Here is a 23,554-nt window from a genome sequence, read left to right as displayed (position 1 = left end):
CGACCCGCATGCATGTGCGGCGGCGCCTCTCAGGGGGCCCGCGCGCGGCCGCGCGGGCGTCGCACGGCACGCGTCATGACGACTTGCGCACGCGCAGATACCAGTCGCACAGGAGCCGTACCTGTTTCGGCGTATAGCCCTTCGCGACCATCCGGTTCACAAAGTCTTCATGCTTGCGTTGCTCCTCCGCCGAGCCCTTCGCGTTGAACGAAATGACCGGCAACAGCTCCTCGGTGTTCGAGAACATCTTCTTCTCGATCACGACGCGCAGCTTCTCGTAGCTGACCCAGGCCGGGTTCTTGCCGCCATTCGCCGCGCGCGCACGCAACACGAAGTTCACGATCTCGTTGCGGAAATCCTTCGGATTGCTGATGCCCGCCGGTTTCTCGATCTTCTCCAGCTCGGCGTTGAGCGCCGCGCGATCGAAGCTCTCGCCCGTGTCGTGATCGCGAAATTCCTGATCCTGAATCCAGAAATCCGCATACGTCACATAGCGGTCGAAGATATTCTGCCCGTACTCCGAATACGATTCGAGGTACGCGGTCTGGATCTCCTTGCCGATGAACTCCGCATAGCGCGACGCGAGCAGATCCTTCACGAACGACAGATACTTCTGCTCGGTCTCCGGCGGGAACTGCTCGCGCTCGATCTGCTGCTCCAGCACGTACATCAGATGCACCGGGTTCGCCGCGACTTCGGCCGAATCGAAGTTGAACACGCGCGACAGGATCTTGAACGCGAAGCGTGTCGACACGCCCGTCATCCCCTCGTCGACACCCGCATAGTCGCGATACTCTTGATACGACTTCGCCTTCGGATCGGTATCCTTCAGGTTCTCACCGTCGTACACCTGCATCTTCGAGAAAAGGTTCGAGTTCTCCGGCTCCTGCAGCCGCGTCAACACTGAAAACTGCGCCATCATTTTCAACGTGCCGGGCGCGCACACGGCTTCGGCAAGCGACGAATTCCGGATCAGCTTCTCGTAGATCTTGATCTCCTCGGACACACGCAGGCAGTAAGGCACCTTGACGACGAAAATCCGGTCGAGCAGCGCTTCGTTGTTCTTGTTGTTGCGGAACGCCTTCCATTCGGATTCGTTCGAGTGCGCGAGAATGATACCGTCGAACGGAATCGCGCCGAATCCTTCGGTGCCCTTGAAGTTGCCTTCCTGCGTTGCGGTCAGCAGCGGATGCAGCACCTTGATCGGCGCCTTGAACATTTCGACGAATTCCAGCAGGCCCTGGTTCGCGAGGCACAAGCCGCCCGAGTAGCTGTATGCATCGGCGTCGTCCTGCGCGTATTGCTCCAGCTTGCGGATATCGACCTTGCCGACAAGCGAAGAAATGTCCTGATTGTTTTCGTCGCCGGGTTCCGTCTTCGCGATGCCGATCTGCCGCAGCACCGACGGGTAGCGGCGCACGACGCTAAAGCGCCGGATGTCGCCGTTGTATTCGTGCAGGCGCTTGACCGCCCACGGGCTCAGAATGCTTTTCAGGTAGCGGCGTGGAATCCCGTATTGTTCTTCGAGGATCGGACCGTCCTCGTTGTAATCGAACAGGCCGAGCGGCGATTCGTTGACGGGCGAACCCTTGAGCGCATAGAACGGCACACGCTCCATCAACTGCTTCAAACGCTCGGCGATCGACGACTTGCCGCCCCCCACCGGACCGAGCAAATAGAGAATCTGCTTGCGCTCCTCGAGCCCTTGCGCGGCATGCCGGAAGTAAGCGACGACCTGTTCGATCACCTCCTCCATCCCGTAGAACTCGCGAAACGCCGGATACACCTTGATGACCTTGTTCGCAAAGATACGCGACAGGCGCGGGTCATTGCGCGTGTCGATCTGCTCCGGTTCCCCGATGGCCGCCAACATCCGTTCGCCGGCAGTCGCATAAGCCGATGCATCGTTCTTGCAGAGCGCGAGATACTCCTCAAGCGAGAGTTCTTCTTCTCGCGTTTTTTCGAAGCGGTTCGCGAAGCTGCCGTAAATATCCATGCTACCTCCTCGCCTGAGTCTGAAGACGATCTTGCCTTCATGTAGATCGCGTCGAAGCAGGATCGTTCGAGTTCATCCTAAACCCATTTCCTTAATTTTTCACGCACTCTTCGGCCACACGATCAATTCTTAACATTGCTGAAAACGCTTCTTGGAAAGGGCTTTATGCTGCCCTACAATGGTGCTCCCGCTTCGCGCCGCACGCGCATCGGCGTGCTCCATTCGCGCGGAGAATCGTCTGCATCCATTGGTGCTTTCAAGGCGTCCGAAAACCCCTCCTGCTTATTTCCATATACGCGCGACATAGCGTTTGCGACGACAAAGCCGCCCCGCCGTTACAAATTTTTTTTGTGGCGCACGCAACACCCAGCGCACCGGCCCCGGCCTCGGCAATCTCGATGAGCCGAGCCGGTGAAAACCCGCACGGCGAATGCGGTCAAAACCTGCGCCCGGCGGCTTGCATTCGATGCGAAAACGCCCGCTTTCGCGGGCGCCGGCAGATACGCAAATTAGGGGTGGATCGTCGTGCGATCAACGCCAAAAAAATCAGAAAGTCTCCCAATCGTCTGCGGCCACGCCGGACGCGGCGGCCGATGCGGTTCGTGGTTGCAGTTGTCCGGCAAGAGGTTCGGATAGAACGGCGGGCGCCGATGTCGCGAATGAAGCAGAGGCGCCCGATGCATGCTTGGCCGCCGCCCGGCGCGCGATGTACGCCGCTTGGGGCGGCAATGGCGTATCCGGCGCGGCGCCACGCGCGCCGGCCACCGGTTTGACGCCGGCAGCCGCGCGAGTTGCATGGGCATCGCCCACACGCGTTTGGTCGCCGCCGCTTGCGTCGAGCTGAAACATCGAGACAGTCTGCCGCAACCGCGACGCCTGCTCGTCGAGCGCCTGTGCGGCTGCCGCGGCCTGCTCGACGAGCGCCGCGTTCTGCTGCGTAACCTCGTCCATCTGCGCGAGCGCGCGCGACACTTGATCGATCCCGCTGCTCTGCTCCTCGGACGCCGACGCGATCTCGCCCATGATGTCGGTCACGCGCCGCACCGCGCCGATCACATCGCTCATCGTGCGCCCCGCGTCATCGACGAGCATCGAGCCGGCGCGCACGCGCTCGACCGATGTATCGATCAGCGCCTTGATCTCCTTGGCCGCGCCCGACGAGCGCTGCGCCAGATTGCGCACCTCGCCCGCGACGACCGCGAAGCCGCGCCCTTCGTCGCCCGCGCGCGCCGCCTCGACCGCCGCGTTGAGCGCGAGGATGTTGGTCTGAAACGCGATCCCCTCGATGATCGAGATGATGTCGGCGATTTTCGCGGAACTCTCATTGATATCGCCCATCGTCGCGACCACTTGACCGACTACCGTGTTGCCGCGGTTCGCGATGTCCGACGCGCTCGCCGCCAGCGCGCTTGCCTGCCGCGCGTTGTCGGCATTGCGGCGCACGGCACCCGCAAGCTCCTCCATGCTCGACGCGGTTTCCTCCAGCGCCGCCGCCTGCTCCTCGGTTCGCGACGACAGATCGACGTTGCCCGCCGCGATCTGCCCCGCCGCGGCGGCAATCGATTCGCTGCCGGCTCGCACGATACGCACGGTGCTGCCCAAGCTTGCCTGCATCCTCGCGAGCCCTTCGAGCAGCATCCCCATCTCGTCGCGCCGCTCGACGACAATCCGCCGGCGCAGCTCGCCTGCGGCGATGGCGTCGAAATAGCCGAGCGTATCGGCAAGCGGCCGCGAAATCGCCGCACGCAAGCTCAGATAGCAGTACAGCGCGATCGCGAGGCCGAGCGCGAGCATGCCGGCATTCGCGATCCGGCTCGTTTCGTAGGCCCGTTGCGTCGCGTCGAAATGCACGCTCGCCTGCTTGAACTGAAAAGTGCGCAACGCTTCGCCGGCAAGCGCGAAATCGTTGAATACCGCCTGCAGCCGCTTCGCCCCGGCGAGAATCTTGTCATGATCCGCGCCATCGACGAGCGAGGCGAATGCGTCGAGTTCGCGCTGCAGGATCTGCCGCTTCGCCGCGACGTCCTGCGCGAGGCGGTCCTCGCCGGCGTCGCGCGGCAGATCGAGGTACTTGCGCCACCATGAATCGGAAATCGCGCGCATCTCACGCGCGCGCTCGATCATCGCCGCCGTCTCGGGCGTGCCGGCGGCGAACGCCGCGCGATCGAGCGCGAGCCGCTCGCGCGCCGCGAACAGCTCGGCGGATGCAACATCCACCGCACTCGGCATCTGGTTGGTGAAGATCTTTTCGTTGGCGTCGTTGGCCTTCTGCATTCCAAACCAACCCAGCGCGCCGACGACGCACAACAGACCGGTAAGGAGCGCCATGGCCATCGCCACACGCGTTCTGATCGCGAGATGATTGTTGAGCAACATGATTCTTCCTGTGATGCGTCGTCACGACGACGGAATCGCGCAGCGGCCGCACGCCAAATCGAAACAACCGCTTTGCTTATTCCGTTTACGACGCTATTCAGGAAGTCTTGATCCGAACGATGGGGTTCTGAGGAAAAGTTCGGCTTGCCCGCCGTGCCGCCGCGATATTTTTTTCTTTTACGCGCGGCAGCGCGGCGGGCAGCGCGTATGTCACGCCACGGCCGGCACGAACGCGTCGAGTTCGGCAAGCGTTGGAATCGACGGCTGGGCGCCCGCGCGCGTCACCGACAACGCCGCCGCCCGTTGCGCGAAGCGGATCGCCTCCGGCAGCGCATCGCCCGCCGCGATCCGCGCGGCGAAACCGCCGATGAACGTGTCGCCCGCCGCGGTCGTGTCGACGGGCACGACGCGCGGCGCCGGATAATGGCTCGCCGCGCCGTGCGCCGTCAGCGCGAGCACGCCCTGGCCGCCAAGCGTGACGATCACGTTGCGCGCGCCCGCCGCCTGCAGCGCACGCGCCGCCGCTTCGGCGCCCGCCGGATCGCGCACCGGCAGCCCGGTGAGCATCGCGGCCTCGACTTCGTTCGGAATCAGATAATCGACGAGCGGCAGCCAGTCGCCGGGCAGCGCCCCGACGGCAGGCGCCGGATTCAGCACCACCGCCTTGCCGAGCCGCCGGCCCGCGGCGAGCGCCGCGCGCACCGTATCCTCGGGCGTTTCGAGCTGGCAAATCAGCACGTCGGCCGCGGCGAGCGCCGCTTCGTGCGCGGCGATCGCCGCGGGCGTCACCTCGCCGTTGCTACCCGCGACGATCACGATCGCATTCTGGCTCGTATCGTCGACGACAATCAGCGCGACGCCCGTGGCCGCCTTTTCGCTGACCGCGAGTGCCGTGCAATCGATGCCCTCGGCAACGAGCCCCGCGCGCAGCGCGGCGCCGTGCCCGTCCGCGCCGACGCAGCCGAGCATCGTTACACGCGCGCCGAGCCGCGCGGCCGCCACCGCCTGATTGCCGCCCTTGCCGCCCGCCGCCTGCGCGAACGAGCGGCCGGCGAGCGTCTCTCCCGGCAGCGGCAACCTGGGCGCACGCACGACGAGATCCATGTTCAGACTGCCGACGATCATCACGTTGCCGGCCGCCGCCGGCGCGGCCTTGTCGATTCCTGCCGTCATCCCCGATACCCGGACTGCGCCGGCTCCCTGTAAACCGCTGTCGATTCGCGCGGCACGAGCCGCGGCGACACGACACGCCGCCGCTTGGCCGCCCCCGCGCCGCCGATGCGCTCGATCAACGTCTGCGCGGCCATTTCGCCGAGCGCGCGCACCGATTGGCCGACCGTGGACAGCGCCGGATACGTGTAGCGCGACAACTCGATATCGTCGAACCCGATGATCGAGCAACCGGCGGGCACGGCGATCCCGCGCTCGGCCGCCGCGCGCAGCGCGCCGAGCGCCATCAGATCGTTGCCGGCGAAGATCGCGCTCGGATGCACGGTGTCGAACAGCCGCGCGGCCGCGTGATAGCCGCCGATACACGAGAAATCGCTTTCCGCGATCGCGCCCGGCATGATTTCGATGCCATGCTCGGCCATCGCCCGGATGAAGCCGTGCACGCGCATCGCGCTGACCGCGGTCGATACCGCGCCCGTGATGCAGCCGATCTTCGCGTGGCCGAGTTCGAGCAAGTGACGCGTCGCGAGGTACGCGCCCCGCTCGTGGTCGATCTGCACCAGATCGGCCGACAGCCCCTCGATGTTCCGGTCGACAACCACGAGTGGCTCGCGCGTGTCGGCAAGCGTCTGCGCGAGCACCGCGTCGTCGCCCGCGGACGCGATGATCAGCCCGTCGATGCGCTTTTCCTGCAGCACGCGCAGATAGTTGCGCTGCTTTTGCGGATCGTCGTCCGAATTGCACAGGAACACGCAGTAGCCGGACATCGCGCACTGGTCCTCGATGCCGCGCGCAAGCTCGGCGAAGTACGGATTCGTGCTGTTCGGCACCACCAGGCCGATGGTGGCCGTCGAGCGCGCCTTCAGCGAGCGCGCGACGGCCGAAGGCACATAGTTCAGCTCGCGGATCGCCTGCTCGACTTTCGCCCGCACATCGGCCGATACCGGCCGCGAATTATTGACTACGTGCGATACCGTCGTAAACGACACGCCGGCGATGGCCGCCACATCCTTGATCGTCGCCATTCCGTTTCTCTCTTTATGAGTTCTCGCTATCCCCGCGCGCGCCGGCTGCGATACGTGTCGAGCACCACGGCCACGACGATCACGGCGCCGGTAATGATGCGCTTGGTCGGTTCGTTCGCGCCGATCTGGGCAAGCCCGGCCGCGAGCACCGAGATGATCAACACGCCGAAAAACGTGCTGACGACCGAGTCGCGGCCGCCCATCAGGCTCGTGCCGCCGATCACGACCGCCGCGATGACTTGCAGCTCGAGCCCCGCGCCCGCGTTCGGGTCGGCAGCTTCGAGCCGCGAGATCTGAAACAGCGCGGCCAGCCCGGCGAGCGCGCCCATCAGCGCGAAAACGATGATTTTATACGGGCGCGGGTTCACTCCGGCGAGACGCACAGCCTCCTCGTTGGTGCCGATGCCGATCAGGTAGCGGCCGAACACCGTGCGCGCCAGCACGAACTGCGCGACGATCATCACCGCCACGGCGATCAGGAACGCGGGCGAGATGCCGAGCGCGATCGGGTTCGACAGGAAGTCGAGCGCATCGCCGATATAGGCGGTGCGCGAGTTCGTCAATTGATATGCGACGCCGCGCGCCGCCTCGAGCACGCCGAGCGAGACGATGAACGACGGAATCCGCCAGCCCACCGTCACCGCACCCGTGAGCATGCCGGTCACGGCCGCCGCGAGCACGCCCGCGGCCGCGGCCGGCAGCGGCGCCCAGTGCCAGCGCAGCGCGGCGACGCTGACCACCGATGCCGCGAGCGCGAGCACGGAGCCGACCGACAGATCGATCCCCGCGATGATGAGCACGAAGGTCATGCCGACCGACAGCACGACGAGATCAGGAATCTGGTTCGCGATCGTGCTGAACGTATCGTAGGTGAGGAAATGCGAGCTCAGCACCGAGAAGAGCGCGATCAGCGCGATCAGCGCGAGCGCGAGCCCGACGTAGTTGGACAAGCCGAGCCGCACGCCGCGCGGCTTCGCGGCCACGGAAGAGGAAGCAGCGGCGGCGCCCGCCTGCCGGGATGGCGCGCCGCCGGCGCGCTCGATCGATCGGTCGTTCATCATCATTCAATCCTGTCGTCAATCCTGTCTGGTCACGCCCCCGCCCGCTCGGCGGGCCGGGAAGGGTCGTCGAGCGGCGCCGCCACGGCGTCGCGGCGCGCGTAGCCGGCGAACGCGGCGGCGAGCAATGCATCCTGCGTCCATGCGCCGCGCTCGAACACGGCGCTCATCCTGCCCGCCGACATCACGCCGATCCGGTCGCAGATCAGCATCAGCTCGCGCAGATCGCTCGACACGACGACGAGCGCGCGCCCTTCGCGCGCGAGCGCATCGAGCAGCGCGTAGATGTCGAATTTCGCGCCGACGTCGATGCCGCGGGTCGGCTCGTCGAACAGCAGCACCCGCATATCGCGGCCGAGCCAGCGGCCGATCGCGACTTTCTGCTGATTGCCGCCCGAAAGCTCCGCCACGTGCTGCTCGGGCCCGCGCGTGCGAATGCGCAGCGCGTCGATCTGCTGCGCGGCGAGCGCCGCCTCGCGCCGCGCGTCGATCACGCCGCCGCGCGCGACACGCGCAAGCTGGCCGAGCGACACGTTGGCCGAGATCGGCTGGCTCAGCAGCAGCCCTTCGCCCTTGCGGTCCTCGCTGACGAACGCGATGCCGTGGCGCACCGCGTCGGCGGGCGAGCGGATCGTGACGGATCGCGGCGGATCGCCGATCGACACCGCGCCGCGCTCGGCCGCGTCCGCGCCGTAGATGAGCCGCATCAGCTCGGTGCGTCCCGCGCCGATCAGCCCGGAGATGCCGAAGATCTCGCCCGCGCGCACGTCGAACGACACATCGCGCACCGCGTCGCCGCGCGCGAGGCCGTCGACCTTCAGAAGCGGCGCGCCGCGCGGGCGCGCCTGCGGCGCCGCCTGCTCGTCGAGTTCGCGCCCGGCCATCAGCGCGACGAGCCGCTCGATCGGCTGCGCATCGATCGCACCGACGTGCACGAGCCGGCCGTCGCGCAGCACCGCGACGCGCTCGGCCACCCGCGCCAGTTCCTCCAGCCGATGCGAGATATAGACAAGCGCGACGCCGCGCGCCTTCAGCCGGTCGATCTGCTCGAACAGCAGTTCGACCTCGCGCGCGGTCAGCATCGCGGTCGGCTCGTCGAGAATCAGCACCCGGCAATCGCCGGCGAGACTGCGCGCGATCTCCACCATCTGCTGATGGCCGATGCCGAGCGCGCCGACGGGCGTATCCGGGTCGAGCGCATCGAGTCCGACGCGCGCCATCGCCGCGCGCGCGTCGTCGCGCAGCCTGCGGCGGTCGATCACGCCGAACCGGTGCGGCAGCCGGTCGAGAAACAGATTTTCGGCAACGGTGAGCGTGGGCACCAGGTTCAGCTCCTGCATCACCATCCGCACGCCGAGCGCTTCCGCGTGCGCGCGGCTCGCCGGCGCATACGGCGCGCCCGCGAGCCGCATCGCGCCCGCGCTCGGCGTGACGAGCCCGGCGACGATTTTCGACAGCGTGCTCTTGCCCGCGCCGTTCTCGCCCGTCAGCGCAAGCGCCTCGCCCGCGATCAGCGACAGCGACACGCCGGCGAGCACGGGCTCCGCGTAGGTCTTGCCGACGCCGTCGACGACGAGCGTCGGCGCGGCATGCGGCGAATCCGGAGTGGTCGAATCCATCTCGATCCTGAATGAAAAACGATTGACGCAAGCCGCGCGATGCGCGGCCAACGGCGCGGCAAGGCCGTCTCGACGGTCATCCCGCGCGGCTCCCGAACTCGGCGGCGCGCATGCGCGCCGCCGTGCGCGTTAAGGCTTCGTCACGAGATCGACGGGAGTGGCCACCACGCTCGTCATGTCGGCCTGCCTGCGGTGCTCGGCAAACGCCTTCAACGCGGTGTCGATGCCGAACACCGCCTGCTTGGCCGCGTATTGATCGGCGGTCGCGAGCACCCGGCCGTCCTTGAGCATCGGCTTGATCGCGTTGATGTTGTCGTAGCCGATCACCAGCACCTTGCCCTGGCGGCCCGCCGCGCGCACCGCCGACACGGCGCCGATCGCCATGTTGTCGTTACCGCACAGAAGCGCCTTCAGATTCGGATATTCGTTGAGCATCGCCGACGCAACCGCATTGCCCTTGTCGATCTCCCATTCGCCCGACTGCACCGACACGATCTTCGCGCCCGCCGCCTTCATCGCGTCGGTGAAGCCCGCGGTGCGCTGCTGCGCGTTGGTCGTCGTCGACACGCCCTCGACGATGCCGACCTCGTCGCCCGCCTTCAGCCGCTTCGCGAGATAGTCGCCGACGAGCCGGGCGCCCTTGCGGTTGTCCGGGCCGACGAACGGCACATTCAGATTCTTCGACTTCAGCACGTCCGGATCGAGCCGGTTGTCGATGTTGACGACGAGAATCCCGGCATCGACGGCCTTCTTGACCACCGGCACGAGCGCCTTCGAATCGGCGGGCGCGAGCACGATCGCGTCGACCTTCGATACGATCATCTGCTCGACGATCCGGATCTGGCTTGCGGTGTCCGTCTCGTCCTTGATGCCATTGGTGACGAGATCGAACTGGCCCGTGTTGTGTTTCTGGTATTCCTTCGCGCCGTTTTCCATCGTGAGGAAAAACTCGTTGGCGAGCGACTTCATCACGAGCGCGACTTTCGGCTTATGCGCCGGCTCGGCCCATGAGCGCGACGGCAATGCAGCGGCGGCGACGGTGACGCAAGCGGCCGCGGCAATCAGTGCGCGGCGACGGAGGCTGATATTCATGTGTTGTCTCCTGGAGATGATTATTAGGGGTGGACAGTATGTCGTTTTTTTGTTGAGCAAACGTTTGCGCGACTACGTCCGATTGTTTCCTGTCAGGAGCGCCTATCGTCGACTTTTTCTCTGGATTATGCAATGCCGATTGCACGCGTTTAGGGGTTTACGCGGAGAAAATCCGCCGCTTGCCCCATGCGCGCAATCGGCTTGCCGACTCGGCGGAACCGGCCGGCTCAGCAAGCCGGCCCGCGGTATCCGCGTAACCCGCGCCGGCCGAGCCCGCAGCCGGCTCGGCCCATCTCAACGTCAGGCCGCCTCGCGCAATTGCCCAGCGATCTCGCTTTCGGACAGATGAGGCGCGAACATCTCGATCAGCCGGTATGCGTAGGCACGCAGGAACGCGCCCTTGCGCAACCCCACCCGCGTCGTGCTCGCCTCGAACAGATGCTGCGTGTCGAGCGCGACAAGGCCCGTGTCGCGCTGCGCGTCATACGCCATCGCGGCGACCACGCCGATACCCATCCCCAGCTCGACATAGGTTTTGATCACGTCCGCGTCGATCGCGGTCAGCACCACATCGGGCACCGCGCCCGCCTGCGCGAACGCCTGGTCGATATGCGAGCGGCCGGTGAAATCCTGGTCATACGTGATGATCGGATATTCGGCGATGTCGTCGAGCGTCACCTTCTCGCGGCCGACGAGCGGATGCTCCTTCGGCACGACGACGACGTGATGCCACGAATAGCACGGGAACGTGACGATGTCCGGGTAGCGGTCGAGCGCCTCGGTCGAGATGCCGAGATCCGCCTCGCCGTTCAGGATCATCTGCGCGATCTGCTGAGGGCTGCCCTGGCGCAGCGCGAGATGCACCTTCGGATAGACGTCGGTGAACTGGCGGATCACCTTCGGCAGCGCGTAACGCGCCTGCGTGTGCGTGGTCGCGACCACCAGGTGGCCGCTGTCCTGATCCGCATACTGGCGCGCGACGCGGCGCAGGTTCTCCGCGTCGAGCAGCATCCGCTCGATCAGCTGGTGAACCGCCTTGCCCGGCTCGGTAAGCCCCGTCAACCGCTTGCCGCGGCGAATGAAGATATCGACGCCGAGTTCGTCCTCGAGATCCTTGATCTGTTTCGATACGCCCGACTGCGACGTGTAAAGCACGTTCGCGACTTCCGTCAGGTTCATGTTCTGCCTTACGGCTTCGCGCACGAAGCGCAATTGCTGAAAATTCATGGGTAGCCTCTGTCGGGCAATGTCTTTGTTGATTTGATGTAACGGTTCGAAGCGGCGCGAAAGCGCGTCAACACGCGGGAAACACGCGCACCGCGCGCGGCACGGCCGTGAGGCCGTCGCCGACGTCGAGCGCGAGCGCCTGCCACACGTTGCGGTCGAGTTCGGCCTCCAGCACGCCGCCCGCGCGCGCGGCAAGCTCGATGCGCACCGAGCCGCCGAGCGGCACGACCCGGCGCACGTCGGCGGCAATGCCGCTCGCGCGCGCGTCGGCGCGAACCAGCGTGAGGTCGTGCGGGCGCACGTAGGCAAACGCCCGGCCCGCGAAATCGGCGTCGACCGCGATCGCATCGCTCGCGCCGTCGGCCACGAAGCCCTCGCCGCTGACCGTGCCGGCGAGCCGGTTCGCCGCGCCGAGAAATTCGTAGACGAACGCGCTCGCCGGATGGTCGTAGACATCCTGCGGGCTGCCGACCTGCTCGACGTGCCCATGATTGAGCACGACGATCCGGTCCGCGACTTCGAGCGCCTCTTCCTGATCATGCGTGACGAAGATCGTCGAGATGTGCAGATCGTCGTGCAGCCGCCGCAGCCAGCTGCGCAACTCCTTGCGCACCTTCGCATCGAGCGCGCCGAACGGCTCGTCGAGCAGCAGCACCTTCGGCTCGACGGCCAGCGCGCGCGCCAGCGCAATGCGCTGCCGCTGACCGCCCGACAGCTCGGACGGATAGCGCTGCGCGAGCCAGTCGAGCTGCACGAGCTTGAGCAATTCGTGCACCTTGTCACGGATCGCCGCCTCCGAAGGACGCTCGCGGCGCGGCTTCACGCGCAGCCCGAACGCGACGTTCTCGAACACCGTCATGTGCCGGAACAGCGCGTAATGCTGGAATACGAAACCGACCTGCCGCTCGCGCGCGCCGACCGACGCAACATCGAGCCCTTGCAGCAGAACCTGGCCGGCGTCCGCGTACTCGAGGCCCGCGATCACGCGCAGCAACGTCGTCTTGCCGCAACCGGACGGCCCGAGGAGCGCGACGAGTTCGCCTGGCGGAAAGTCGAGCGATACGTCGTCGAGCGCGGTGAAGTCGCCGAAGCGCTTGTGCAGGTTGCGAACGGTGATACCCATCTCGGTGCCTCTTTATGAAATCGACGAAGTGACGGCGGCCCGCGCCGCTGGCGTGCCGGCGGCCGCGCGCGTATCGGCCGGCTCGTCGAGCAGGCCGCGTTCGGCCGACAGATGCCGCTCGGCGACGAACTTGAGCGCGAGCGTGACGAGCGCGAGCAACGCGAGCAGCGACGCCACCGCGAACGCGGCCGCGAAGTTGTATTCGTTGTACAGAATCTCGACGTGCAGCGGCATCGTATCGGTCTGCCCGCGGATGTGGCCGGACACGACCGATACCGCGCCGAACTCGCCCATCGCACGCGCATTGCAGAGAATCACGCCGTACAGCAGCCCCCATTTGACGTTCGGCAGCGTCACGCGCCGGAAAATCTGCCAACCGGAGGCGCCGAGCACCCGCGCCGCCTCTTCTTCATCCGCGCCTTGTGCCTGCATCAGCGGAATCAATTCGCGCGCAACGAACGGGAACGTGACGAAGATCGTCGCGAGCACGATGCCCGGCACCGCGAAGATGATCTGCACGTCGTGCGCCTGCAGCCACGGCCCGAGCCACCCTTGCGCGCCGAACAGCAGCACGTAGATCAAACCCGAGATCACCGGCGACACCGAGAACGGCAAGTCGATCAGCGTGGTGAGCAGCGCCTTGCCCTTGAATTCGAACTTCGCGATCGCCCACGATGCGCACACGCCGAACGCGAGATTGAGCGGCACCGCGATCGCCGCGACGCTCAGCGTCAGCGTGATCGCCGACCACGCATCCGGATCGGTGAGCGACGCCAGATAAAAGCCGATGCCCTTGCGCAGCGCCTCGACGAACACCGCGGCGAGCGGTACGACGAGAAAGAGCGCGAGAAACGCGAGCGCTATGCCCGTGAGCAGCCAACGCACCGCGCGCGGCTCGCTGACCGGGTCAAGGCCCGCGAACGCGCCCGCGCGGGCTTGCGTACCGGCGCCCGCACGGGCGCCGCCGCTGCGCGGCGCGGCCGATACCGGCGCTACGTGGTTCTGGTTCTGCACAAGATCATCGCTCATTGCGCGCCTCCCAGTGCCGCGGCGCCGGCCGCCGGCGCGGGACCGCTCGCGCCGCGGCTCGTGCGGCGCTGCAAATACCACTGCAGCATGTTGACGACGAGCAGCATTGCGAACGACACGACGAGCATCACCACGGCAAGCGCCGTCGCGCCCGCATAGTCGTACTGCTCGAGCTTCGTGATGATGAGCAGCGACGTGATCTCCGATTTCATCGGCACGTTGCCCGCGATGAAGATCACCGAACCGTATTCGCCGAGCGCACGCGCGAATGCGAGCGCGAAGCCCGTCAACAGCGCGGGCAGCACGGCGGGCAGCACGACGCGCCGGAACGTGAGCCAGCGCGTTGCGCCGAGGCACGCGGCCGCCTCCTCCTGCTCGCGCTCGAAATCTTCCAGCACCGGCTGCACGGTGCGCACGACAAACGGCAGGCCGATGAACGTCAGCGCGACGAGCACGCCAAGCGGCGTGAAAGCGATCTTGATATCGAGCGGCGCGAGCAGGCTGCCGACCCAGCCGTTCGTCGCATAGACGGCCGCGAGCGAGATGCCCGCAACCGAAGTCGGCAGCGCGAACGGCAGATCGACGATCGCATCGACGAGCCGCTTGAACGGGAAGGTATAGCGCACCAGCACCCACGCGACGAGAAAACCGAACACCGCGTTGACGAGCGCGCCGCCGAGCGCAGCGAGAAACGTCAACCGGTACGACGCAAGCACGCGCGGCGATGTCGTCGCGGCGACGAACTGATCCCAGGTAAGCGTTGCCGTTTTCAGAAAAGTCGCGGCGAGCGGAATCAGCACCACGAGGCTCAAATATGCCAGCGTGATGCCGAGCGTCACGCCAAATCCCGGCAACGCGCTCGGTTTGCGCAAGGTAAACGTCGTCATGCGGAATGCTCTTCCTGGATGATGCACATGGGGGCGCCGGACGGCGCTCGCGCCACTACAGCGCGGGCGCCCGTCCGGTTCGCCATCTGCGCCGGCGGGGCCGGCGCGGCCGCTGAACGCGCGGCCGCGCACGGCGCCCAACCGGGCGCTTATTGCGTTGACTTATTGCGGCTTGTAGATCGAATCGAACACGCCGCCGTCGGCGAAATGCGTCTTCTGCGCTTGCGTCCAGCCGCCGAACGTGTCGTCGACCGTGTACAGCTTCAGCTTCGGAAACTGCTTCGTCAGCGCGGCCGGCACATCCTTCGCACGCGGCCGGTAATAATTGCGCGCGGCGATCTCCTGCCCCTCCTTGCTGTACAGGAACTGCAGATACGCCTGTGCAAGCTTGCGCGTGCCCTTCTTGTCAACCACCTTGTCGACCACCGCGACCGGCGGCTCGGCAAGAATGCTGGCCGACGGCACGACGATCTCGAACTTATCGGCGCCGAATTCCTTGACCGACAGGAACGCCTCGTTTTCCCATGCGATCAACACGTCGCCGATGCCGCGCTGCACGAAGCTCGTGGTCGCGCCGCGCGCGCCGGAATCGAGCACGCCCGCGTTCTTATAGAGCTTCGTGACGAATTCCTTTGCCGTTGCCGCGCTGCCGCCCGGCTTGTGCTGCGCATACGCCCACGCGGCGAGATAGTTCCAGCGCGCGCCGCCCGAGGTCTTCGGGTTCGGCGTGACGATCGACACGCCCGGCTTCACGAGGTCGTCCCAGTCCTTGATGCCTTTCGGGTTGCCCTTGCGCACGAGAAACACGATCGTCGACGTATAAGGCGACGCATTGTCCGGCAGACGTTTTTGCCAATCCTTGTCGACGAGGCCCTTGTTCGCGAGCGCGTCGATGTCATAGGCGAGCGCGAGCGTCACGACGTCGGCCTGCAAGCCGTCGATCACCGAGCGCGCCTGCGCGCCCGAGCCGCCGTGCGACTGCTTGAAATTGACCGCCTCACCCGTCTTGGCTTTCCACTCCTTGCTGAACGCCTGGTTGACGTCCTGATACAGTTCGCGCGTCGGATCATACGAGACGTTCAGAAACGTCGTGTCCGCCAGCGCGGGCGTGAGCACGCCGAGCACGGCTGCCGCGCCGAGCGCGACCGATGCGATGAGACGCCGCGCGCCGTTGCCCAACCCCGTTTTGCGCTTGACCATCCGTTGTTCTCCAAGTGTGTGTACAGGCCGTCAGTACAAGGTGGGGCCAGTCTAGCGAACGGGTTTCATCATTAAAAATAATCGTTCCTTATTTTTTAATACTCAAAAGTGGTAATGAAGCGCCGATGGACGGTTATTGCTGCCGAAACGCCGCTGGGACGGCACGAAGCCACGGCGAAAACGACGCGATAGCGTCGAACTTCAAGTAACGCTTGAATTTCCGCGGATACTGTATAAAAATACAGACACTGTCTATCCATACAGTTATCTCATGATCAAACTCACCGCCCGTCAGCAGCAAGTGTTCGACTTGATCCGCCGCGCGATCGAGCGCTCCGGCTTCCCGCCCACCCGCGCGGAAATCGCCGCCGAACTGGGGTTCAGCTCGCCGAACGCCGCCGAGGAGCACTTGCGGGCGCTTGCGCGCAAGGGCGTGATCGAACTGGCTGCCGGCGCATCGCGCGGCATCCGTCTGCTCGGCACCGACGACACGCCGCATCAGTTCCCCTTGCCGCACGCGGCGCTGATGCAGCTGTCGCTGCCGCTCGTCGGCCGTGTCGCCGCAGGCAGCCCGATCCTCGCGCAGGAGCACATCTCGCAACATTACGCGTGCGATCCGGCGCTCTTCTCGAGCAAGCCCGACTACCTGCTGAAAGTGCGCGGGCTGTCGATGCGCGACGCCGGCATCCTCGACGGCGACTTGCTCGCGGTACAAAAGCGCAGCGAGGCAAAAGATGGCCAGATCATCGTCGCGCGGCTCGGCGATGACGTCACGGTCAAGCGCCTGAAGCGTCACGCCGGCGGCGTCGAGCTGATCGCGGAAAACCCGGATTACGAAAATATCTTCGTCAAGGCGGGCAGCGCGGAATTCGCGCTCGAAGGTATCGCCGTCGGACTGATTCGCTCGGGCGAATTCTGATCGCCCGCTGGCCCCGCTACAGCTTCGCCTTTCCATTCGCTTGGATCTGGAGGACCTTATGGAACGCCTCGCCCGCCTGCTGCCTTTTCGACAATTTGGCCGCCTGCGCCATCTGCGCGGACGCACGCCTTGCGCACCGCTCGTCGAGGATCCGCATGCCGCCGGCGCGCAGCCGTCGCTGCTGCCGTCTGCACTGCCCGCGTTCGCGCGCGTGTCGCTAAACAGCGCGCTCCATCACGCCGAGCCCGCGCGACGCGCTCCGGTAAGGGTTTACCACGGGCCGTCCCGGTTTATCATGGTCGGCACGGTCGACGCGATCTGCCGCATGATCGATCGCTGCATCGCCGAGGAACATTCGCTTACACAGCAAGGTCTCTGATCCTCGAGTGCTATTTCGTTCGTCGAGGGGGCTGTTTGAGTGTTATCACGCATCCGCAAAGACGGGTTCCGAAACCGTTTTTTATCATCGCGGTGTTCGTTATTATCGTCGCGATGATTGTCTATGGGTATGCGTCGCCTTATCTCGCACTCAGACAAATCAAGCAGGCGATCGACGCGCGCGACGCTCACGCGATCAGCCAATACGTCGATTTCCCGGCGCTGCGCAGTAGCCTGAAGCAGCAGCTCACCAATGAATTGATGCAGCGTATCGAAGCCCGGCAGCGCGACAATCCGTTGGCGGTCATCGGTGCGCTCGTTGGTTCGGCACTCGTCGGTCCGCTCGTCGATGCGTATGCAACGCCGGAGGGCGTCGCTGCGTTGATGAGCGGTTTACCGCCACGCGCTCAGCCTGGTGAACGTCCGCCGGAACTGAACCCGGCCGGCAGCGAACCGTCCACGGCAGCGGCGACGGCTCCCGGCGCCACGCCGCCGTTAACCAACAGCGGCGCTTTGTCCTCCACATCTGAATCCGCCACCGGCGCCACGGCCCAAGCCGCGCCGCCGTCGATGCCCGACGTGGCGCCGCACGCCAGCGCATCATATCGAGGAGTTGACGAATTCGTCGTCATCTACCGCCGCAGCAACAGCAATGCACACTACGCCGCAATTTTCCATCGCAGCGGGCTGTTCGGCTGGAAATTGTCGGCAATCGACCTGCACGAGCATGACGGTTGAACTGGCAGCCAGCACGCCAGCCGTTCGAACAATTGTCGGCGCAACCGAATACGCTCCGTTGCGCCGCACCGTTGCAGTCGCCCATCGTTCCCGGCGATCGTTATCGTCCAGTCGTCGCCTGCGCCGCCTCTTTCTGGCTCTCCGCGCGCTGTTCGGCAGACGATGAGCAGGCAACGAGAATGCTGCACGATATACGGTCGAGCAATTGCGTGTTGCCCGAACCCATCCACCATCGCGACAAGCCGCTCCGGCAACGATGGCCGACCACGACGAGATCGACCTCGAGTTTCGTTGCGAGATTGGCGATTTCGTCGATCGGATAGCCGAACGCAAAGTGTCCCTGCGCCTGCACGCCGCGCGCGGTCAGCCAATCGACGCCTTCTTGCAAGATTTCGCGCGCCGTCTCCTCAAAGCGGCTGCATGCAACGTCGGTCAGCAAGCCGGCGCTTTGTGCAATGCTCGATCGCATGTCGACAACCGACAGCAAATGCGTTTCCGCCTTCAGATCGAGCGCCAAATCGGCACCGCACCGCAATGCCTTGCGGCCTTCGAGCGTGCCGTCGTAGCACAATAGAATTTTTTTATAGCTCGCCATGATGATCTCCCTATTACGCAACAGGCGCGTGAGTTCATCATGGTGCGACGCAATCGCAGATGCAAGAGCTGGAAAACGCTGATTCGCCGCGCGCCACAAATGCACAATGATGTGATGTAACGATGCGGAGCGGCGCGTGATCCGCGCGTCTCGCGCCGCTGAAATCATGCAATCGATGCACTAGAATGGCCCGTTCGTGCCGCACGATTCCTATTACCTCTGCTCGCCCATGTCCGCCGCATCGATCGATTTTCAGGAAGTCGAAAAACGCTATGACAACCGGCTCGTCGTCAATGGGCTGTCGTTTCACGTGCATCCCGGCGAATGTTTTGGTTTGCTCGGTCCGAACGGCGCGGGCAAAACCACGACGCTCAAGATGCTGCTCGGCGTCACCCACCCCGATGCAGGCTCGATCCGCCTATGCGGCGAACCGGTGCCGGCGCGCGCACGTCATGCGCGCCGGCGCATCGGCGTGGTGCCGCAGTTCGACAACCTCGACCCCGACTTCACCGTTCGGGAAAATCTGATCGTCTTCGCGCGCTATTTCGGGCTCACCGCGCATGATGCGCGCGCACTCGTGCCGCCGCTGCTCGAATTCGCAAAGCTCGAAAACAAGGCGAATGCGAAGGTAAGCGAGCTGTCCGGCGGCATGAAGCGGCGGCTGACTCTCGCACGCGCGCTCGTCAACGATCCCGACGTGCTCGTGCTCGACGAGCCGACGACAGGACTCGATCCGCAAGCGCGGCACCTGATGTGGGAACGGTTGCGCTCGCTGCTCGCGCGCGGCAAGACGATCCTCTTGACCACACATTTCATGGAAGAAGCCGAGCGCCTGTGCCACCGGCTGTGCGTGATCGAGGAAGGCCGGAAGATCGCGGAAGGCGCACCGCACTCGCTGATCGAAAAGGAAATCGGTTGCGATGTGATCGAAATTTACGGCCCCGATCCCGTGAGCTTGCGCGACGAGCTCGCGCCACTGGTCAAGCGCACCGAAATCAGCGGCGAAACGCTCTTTTGCTACGTCGACGATCCTGAGCCGATCAACACGCGGCTCAAAGGCCGTCACGGCCTGCGCTGCCTGCACCGGCCGGCTAATCTCGAAGACGTGTTTTTGCGGCTGACGGGCCGCGAGATGCAGGACTGACGCACGATGGACACCCGCCGTTACACGCCGCCATCCGCCACCGCGCCTCGCGAGCGCGGATCCCTGCTGGCGCTGCCCGCGAACGCGACCAACTGGATCGCCGTCTGGCGCCGCAACTATCTCGTCTGGCAGAAGCTCGCGCTCGCGTCGATGTTCGGCAATCTCGCCGATCCGATGATCTATTTATTCGGACTCGGGCTCGGACTCGGGCTGATGGTCGGGCACGTCGACGGCGTGTCGTACATTGCATTTCTCGCGGCCGGCACGGTCGGCTCGAGCGTGATGATGTCGGCGAGCTTCGAAACAATGTATTCGGGCTTTTCGCGCATGCACGTGCAGCGCACCTGGGAGGCGATCATGCATACGCCGCTCGCGCTCGGCGATATTGTGCTCGGCGAGATCGTCTGGGCAGCGAGCAAGGCGATGCTGTCGGGCGCCGCGATCATGCTCGTCGCGGGCATCCTCGGTTACGCGGCATTCCCGTCGATGTTGCTTGCGTTGCCGGTGATCGCACTCGCCGGCCTTGCATTCGCAAGCTTATCGATGATCGTCACCGCGCTCGCGCCATCCTATGACTTCTTCATGTTCTATCAGACACTTGTACTGACGCCGATGCTGCTGCTCTCCGGCGTGTTCTTTCCGCTCACGCAGTTGCCCGATTTCGCACGGCATGCTGCTTATGCGTTGCCGCTCGCGAATGCCGTCGACTTGATCCGCCCCGCGATGCTCGATCGTCCGGCCACCGGCGCCGCGATGCACATCGCAGTGCTTGCCGCGTATGCGATTGGCGGTTTTTTCGTCTGCGCCCGGCTATTCAGGCGGCGGATGATGCGCTGAATGCTAGAGCGGCATCGCCATACAAATGACGCCTGCACGCGAGGCATCACTGCGCGGCGCTTCACCAGCCACACCTCACCGGCCGCGCTTCATAAACCGCGTTCACCGGCCGTCCGAATCGCATTCCCCGCCGCGGCTGCCGATTGCTGCGCCGGCCCGCCGCTCATTCGCGCTCACTCGTCGTCGTCGCTCCACGGCATCTCGACATCGGTCAAGAATGCAACAGTCGCGATCGGACCGCCCTCCTGCCGGCCGAGTTTGCCATCCGCGCGATGCCATTCGACGCGGAACATGGTGCCCGGATCGTCGGCGAGCAAATACACGGTACGCAACTCTTCCGGATCGGCATCCGCGACAGGCCCATCGAACGACACCAGCATCTTCTGCGGCCACAGCCCGTTGATCGGATCGTAAACTCGCTCGCCTTGCGGAATCTCCACGCTCGCCTCGACGCCGATCGTCGCCGACGCCTCGACGATCATCTTGCCGAGCGCGTTCAGCACGGCTGTCGCGCGTGTGGAGTTAGCCTGGCGGATGGCCAGATCGCCGCGCGTCAGCGCCTGTTCGAGCCGGGGATGTACCTTGTGTTGCGTCATGCGTTTTCCTGATTGTTTCTGCTGCTGAAATAGCGGCCGGCCTCTGCGCCGAGGCCGGCCCGATTAGAATCCAAGCCCGACTGCAGCCAGGCCGCCGACGATCCCGAATACGACGACAAGCCCCGCGACGAGCGCGAGCGTCGCCGGTTTGAACGAGCGGGCAAGCATGGCAAGCGACGGCACGCTGACGGGCGGCAGCGTCATCAGCAATGCGCCGGCCGGCCCGACGCCCATGCCAAGCGACAGCATCGCCTGGATGATCGGCACCTCGCCCGCGGTCGGGATCACGAACAGCATGCCCGCCACCGCGAATGCGGCGATCCAGCCAAGCCCATTGCCGATATCCGGCCCGATGTGTGGAAAAAGCCATGCGCGCGCCGCACCGAGCAGCAGCACGAGCACCAGATACTCGGGAATGAGGCGCACCGCCATTCGCACGAAAAGCTTCGCCCAACGGACAAACGCGTTGCCGGCCTCGGCCTGCCCGGCAATGAGCCGCGCGCGCAATGCATCGTCGATCCCACGCGTTTGCGGCCCGGCAAGACGGTTCAGCAAATAACCGATGCCGAACACCATGGCGATGCCGAGCACGAGCCGCAACGCGCTCCATTGCCAGCCGAGCACGAAGCCCATGAACACCAGCGCAGCGGGGTTGAGCACCGTATTGCCGAGCCAGAAGGCGACCGCCCCGCCCGGCGATGCGTTACGCTCGCGCAAACCGGCGACCACAGGCGCCGCGCAGCACGTGCACATCATGCCGGGTAGCGCAAGCAGACCGCCCGCCGCGACACTGCCGAACCCCGTGCCGCCGAGCGCGCGCGTGACCCACTGCGCGGGCAGCAGCGCCTGCACCGCCGAGCCGAGCAGCAAACCCAACACCATCGCCTGCCAGATCGCCTTGCCATACGCCCATGCATAGTCGAGCGCCGCCTTCAGCGACGGCTCGGGCGGCTGCGCCGCAGCTCCCATCAGAATCGATTGGCCGATCGAATGGTGGTCGGCGGCAACGAACGCCTTGTGGTAGTACGGAAACCACTTCACGTAGAAGAGCCCTGCGACAACGAGCAGCACGAACGCAGCCAAGCCAAGCGCGGGATGCGGATTAAGAGAGCGGGAAGTGGTCATGCTGGTCGCCGTGAATGCGTATATCGGAGCCTATTGCGCATCGAAGCGAAACGCCGGAAATGGATGAATGAGCGAGCGGCCGCGCCGCATGCAGCGATGGCGGCCACTCATCGACGCTTCGGCCTCGGATACGGGAAATCACTACCCGGTTCGACCGAACCGGGCCGGTAACGGGAAACCTGAATTATCGCACGTGATGCGCGATTCTCCGATCAACGCCCGTGCCGCGGCACGCATGACGCCCATCGGCCGCTTGCACCGGCGGGCGCTGCCGCACCCGCGTAAAAGCCGCATCATCGCCACCGGATGCGCCACTCAAGGCGCCGGGTTGGGTTGCAATTCGTGCAGCGCGTCGATTTCGGCGAGAATTTCCGGCGACAGCGTCACGTCGATACTGGCGATGTTCTCCCGCAACTGCTCGAGCGACGTCGCGCCCACCAGATTACTCGTCACGAACGGCCGGCTGTTGACGAACGCGAGTGCCAACTGCACCGGCGACAGCCCATGGTGCTTGGCCAGCGCGACATAGCGCGAGGTCGCCTCCAGCGCCTTCGGCTTGCTGTAACGCTGGAACCGCTCGTACAGCGTGATGCGCGCGCCGGCGGGGCGCGCGCCGCCTTCATATTTGCCAGACAGCCAGCCGAACGCGAGCGGCGAATAGGCGAGCAGCCCGATGCCGTCGCGATGGCTGAACTCCGACAGCCCGTTCTCGAACGTGCGGTTCAGCAAGCTGTACGGATTCTGGATGCTAACGATGCGCGGCACGCCGGCTTGCCGCGCCGCGTGCAGAAACTGCGCGACGCCCCACGGCGTTTCGTTCGACACGCCGACACGCCGCACCTTGCCCGCCTTGACGAACTCGCCGAGCACGGCGAGCGTTTCTTCGATCGGCACCGTATAGGGCTCGTCGACCCATGGGTAGGCCGAGCGGCCGAACGTGGTCGTGCTCCGGTCAGGCCAATGGAGTTGGTACAGATCGACATAATCGGTTTGCAAGCGCTTCAGGCTGCCGTCGAGCGCCTCGGTCAGATTCTTGCGGTCGAACTGGTTGCCCGTGCCGCGAATATGCGTGGGCTGATGCGGCTGGCGCACGGGGCCAGCGATCTTCGTCGCGATCGTCAGCTTGTCTCTGAGCGCGCGGTGCTTCGCAAGCCAAGTGCCGAGGTAGGATTCGGTGCGCCCTTGCGTTTCCGGCTTCGGCGGCACGGGGTACATCTCGGCCGTGTCGATCAGCGTCACGCCCTGGTCGATGGCGTAATCGAGCTGCGCGTGCGCGTCGCTTTCCGTATTCTGCTCGCCCCAGGTCATCGTGCCGAGGCCGATCACGCTGACTTCAACGCCCGAATCGCCGAGTGTGCGGTATTTCATGCTGGTTTCCTGTTGCGTCGAGTGGAAAATCCCGACGCTAGCACATCGGCGG

At 65.1% G+C, this 23,554-nt stretch carries 21 protein-coding genes; 5 read left to right on the top strand and 16 right to left on the bottom strand.

Features of this window, described 5'->3' with window-relative positions:
- Positions 1 to 73: 73 nt before the first annotated feature.
- From WS68_RS17535 to WS68_RS17480, 12 genes are all read right to left on the bottom strand, one after another.
- On the bottom strand, positions 74 to 1,996 hold the full coding sequence (locus WS68_RS17535) for a PrkA family serine protein kinase (protein ID WP_059518353.1): 1,923 nt from the start codon (positions 1,994 to 1,996) through the stop codon (positions 74 to 76).
- Positions 1,997 to 2,542: 546 nt separating this feature from the next.
- Positions 2,543 to 4,372 (bottom strand): methyl-accepting chemotaxis protein, encoded by a 1,830-nt coding sequence (locus tag WS68_RS17530; RefSeq protein WP_059571998.1) that lies wholly within the window; start codon positions 4,370 to 4,372, stop codon positions 2,543 to 2,545.
- Between the two features lie 210 nt (positions 4,373 to 4,582).
- Positions 4,583 to 5,545, bottom strand: a complete 963-nt coding sequence (gene rbsK, locus WS68_RS17525) for a ribokinase (protein ID WP_059571997.1) — start codon at positions 5,543 to 5,545, stop codon at positions 4,583 to 4,585.
- Positions 5,542 to 6,567, bottom strand: a complete 1,026-nt coding sequence (locus tag WS68_RS17520) for a LacI family DNA-binding transcriptional regulator (protein WP_059571996.1) — start codon at positions 6,565 to 6,567, stop codon at positions 5,542 to 5,544. Before WS68_RS17520 ends, rbsK begins: the two co-directional genes overlap by 4 nt.
- A gap of 26 nt (positions 6,568 to 6,593) precedes the next feature.
- Positions 6,594 to 7,625, bottom strand: a complete 1,032-nt coding sequence (locus WS68_RS17515) for an ABC transporter permease (protein ID WP_059572074.1) — start codon at positions 7,623 to 7,625, stop codon at positions 6,594 to 6,596.
- Between the two features lie 32 nt (positions 7,626 to 7,657).
- Positions 7,658 to 9,244, bottom strand: coding sequence for a sugar ABC transporter ATP-binding protein (locus WS68_RS17510; RefSeq protein WP_059571995.1), 1,587 nt, complete (start codon positions 9,242 to 9,244; stop codon positions 7,658 to 7,660).
- Between the two features lie 129 nt (positions 9,245 to 9,373).
- Complete coding sequence (locus WS68_RS17505; protein ID WP_059571994.1) at positions 9,374 to 10,336, bottom strand: sugar ABC transporter substrate-binding protein; 963 nt, start codon at positions 10,334 to 10,336, stop codon at positions 9,374 to 9,376.
- Between the two features lie 300 nt (positions 10,337 to 10,636).
- Positions 10,637 to 11,563 (bottom strand): CysB family HTH-type transcriptional regulator, encoded by a 927-nt coding sequence (locus tag WS68_RS17500; protein ID WP_059518363.1) that lies wholly within the window; start codon positions 11,561 to 11,563, stop codon positions 10,637 to 10,639.
- A gap of 67 nt (positions 11,564 to 11,630) precedes the next feature.
- A complete protein-coding gene (locus tag WS68_RS17495; protein WP_059571993.1) occupies positions 11,631 to 12,686 on the bottom strand; it encodes a sulfate/molybdate ABC transporter ATP-binding protein in 1,056 nt (351 codons plus the stop codon).
- Positions 12,687 to 12,698: 12 nt separating this feature from the next.
- Positions 12,699 to 13,715 carry a sulfate ABC transporter permease subunit CysW gene (gene cysW, locus WS68_RS17490; protein WP_231753051.1) on the bottom strand — a complete coding sequence of 339 codons (1,017 nt, stop codon included), beginning with the start codon at positions 13,713 to 13,715 and terminating at the stop codon, positions 12,699 to 12,701.
- Positions 13,712 to 14,602, bottom strand: a complete 891-nt coding sequence (gene cysT, locus WS68_RS17485; RefSeq protein WP_059571992.1) for a sulfate ABC transporter permease subunit CysT — start codon at positions 14,600 to 14,602, stop codon at positions 13,712 to 13,714. The genes cysW and cysT overlap by 4 nt, the downstream gene beginning before the upstream one ends.
- A gap of 162 nt (positions 14,603 to 14,764) precedes the next feature.
- Entirely contained in the window at positions 14,765 to 15,802 is a 1,038-nt protein-coding gene (locus WS68_RS17480) for a sulfate ABC transporter substrate-binding protein (RefSeq protein WP_059571991.1), read from the bottom strand.
- A 271-nt stretch (positions 15,803 to 16,073) separates the two neighbouring features.
- Here WS68_RS17480 and lexA point away from each other — a divergent pair, with 271 nt between their 5' ends.
- From lexA to WS68_RS17465, 3 genes are read left to right on the top strand one after another with little or no spacing between them, the layout of a single operon-like run.
- A complete protein-coding gene (lexA, locus tag WS68_RS17475) occupies positions 16,074 to 16,721 on the top strand; it encodes a transcriptional repressor LexA (RefSeq protein ID WP_059571990.1) in 648 nt (215 codons plus the stop codon).
- Positions 16,722 to 16,779: 58 nt separating this feature from the next.
- Positions 16,780 to 17,100: a hypothetical protein gene (locus WS68_RS17470; RefSeq protein ID WP_059571989.1), complete on the top strand. Its 321-nt coding sequence runs from the start codon at positions 16,780 to 16,782 to the stop codon at positions 17,098 to 17,100.
- Between the two features lie 35 nt (positions 17,101 to 17,135).
- Positions 17,136 to 17,837, top strand: coding sequence for a DUF2939 domain-containing protein (locus WS68_RS17465; protein WP_059571988.1), 702 nt, complete (start codon positions 17,136 to 17,138; stop codon positions 17,835 to 17,837).
- A 100-nt stretch (positions 17,838 to 17,937) separates the two neighbouring features.
- On the opposite strand, the gene WS68_RS17460 is transcribed toward WS68_RS17465, so the two are convergent.
- Positions 17,938 to 18,432: a universal stress protein gene (locus tag WS68_RS17460; protein WP_059572072.1), complete on the bottom strand. Its 495-nt coding sequence runs from the start codon at positions 18,430 to 18,432 to the stop codon at positions 17,938 to 17,940.
- A gap of 229 nt (positions 18,433 to 18,661) precedes the next feature.
- Here WS68_RS17460 and nodI point away from each other — a divergent pair, with 229 nt between their 5' ends.
- A complete protein-coding gene (gene nodI, locus WS68_RS17455; protein ID WP_059571987.1) occupies positions 18,662 to 19,576 on the top strand; it encodes a nodulation factor ABC transporter ATP-binding protein NodI in 915 nt (304 codons plus the stop codon).
- A gap of 6 nt (positions 19,577 to 19,582) precedes the next feature.
- Entirely contained in the window at positions 19,583 to 20,413 is an 831-nt protein-coding gene (locus WS68_RS17450; RefSeq protein WP_059571986.1) for an ABC transporter permease, read from the top strand.
- Between the two features lie 173 nt (positions 20,414 to 20,586).
- Here WS68_RS17450 and WS68_RS17445 read toward each other — a convergent pair whose 3' ends face one another.
- From WS68_RS17445 to WS68_RS17435, 3 genes are all read right to left on the bottom strand, one after another.
- Entirely contained in the window at positions 20,587 to 21,009 is a 423-nt protein-coding gene (locus tag WS68_RS17445) for a hypothetical protein (RefSeq protein WP_059571985.1), read from the bottom strand.
- A gap of 63 nt (positions 21,010 to 21,072) precedes the next feature.
- Positions 21,073 to 22,134, bottom strand: coding sequence for a permease (locus WS68_RS17440; protein WP_059571984.1), 1,062 nt, complete (start codon positions 22,132 to 22,134; stop codon positions 21,073 to 21,075).
- A gap of 315 nt (positions 22,135 to 22,449) precedes the next feature.
- Positions 22,450 to 23,502 carry an NADP(H)-dependent aldo-keto reductase gene (locus WS68_RS17435; RefSeq protein WP_059571983.1) on the bottom strand — a complete coding sequence of 351 codons (1,053 nt, stop codon included), beginning with the start codon at positions 23,500 to 23,502 and terminating at the stop codon, positions 22,450 to 22,452.
- Between the last annotated feature and the right edge of the window lie 52 nt (positions 23,503 to 23,554).

This window comes from Burkholderia sp. TSV86 (assembly GCF_001522865.1).
In the GTDB taxonomy this organism is placed as follows: domain Bacteria; phylum Pseudomonadota; class Gammaproteobacteria; order Burkholderiales; family Burkholderiaceae; genus Burkholderia.
This window is presented reverse-complemented; position numbering and strand designations above follow the sequence as displayed.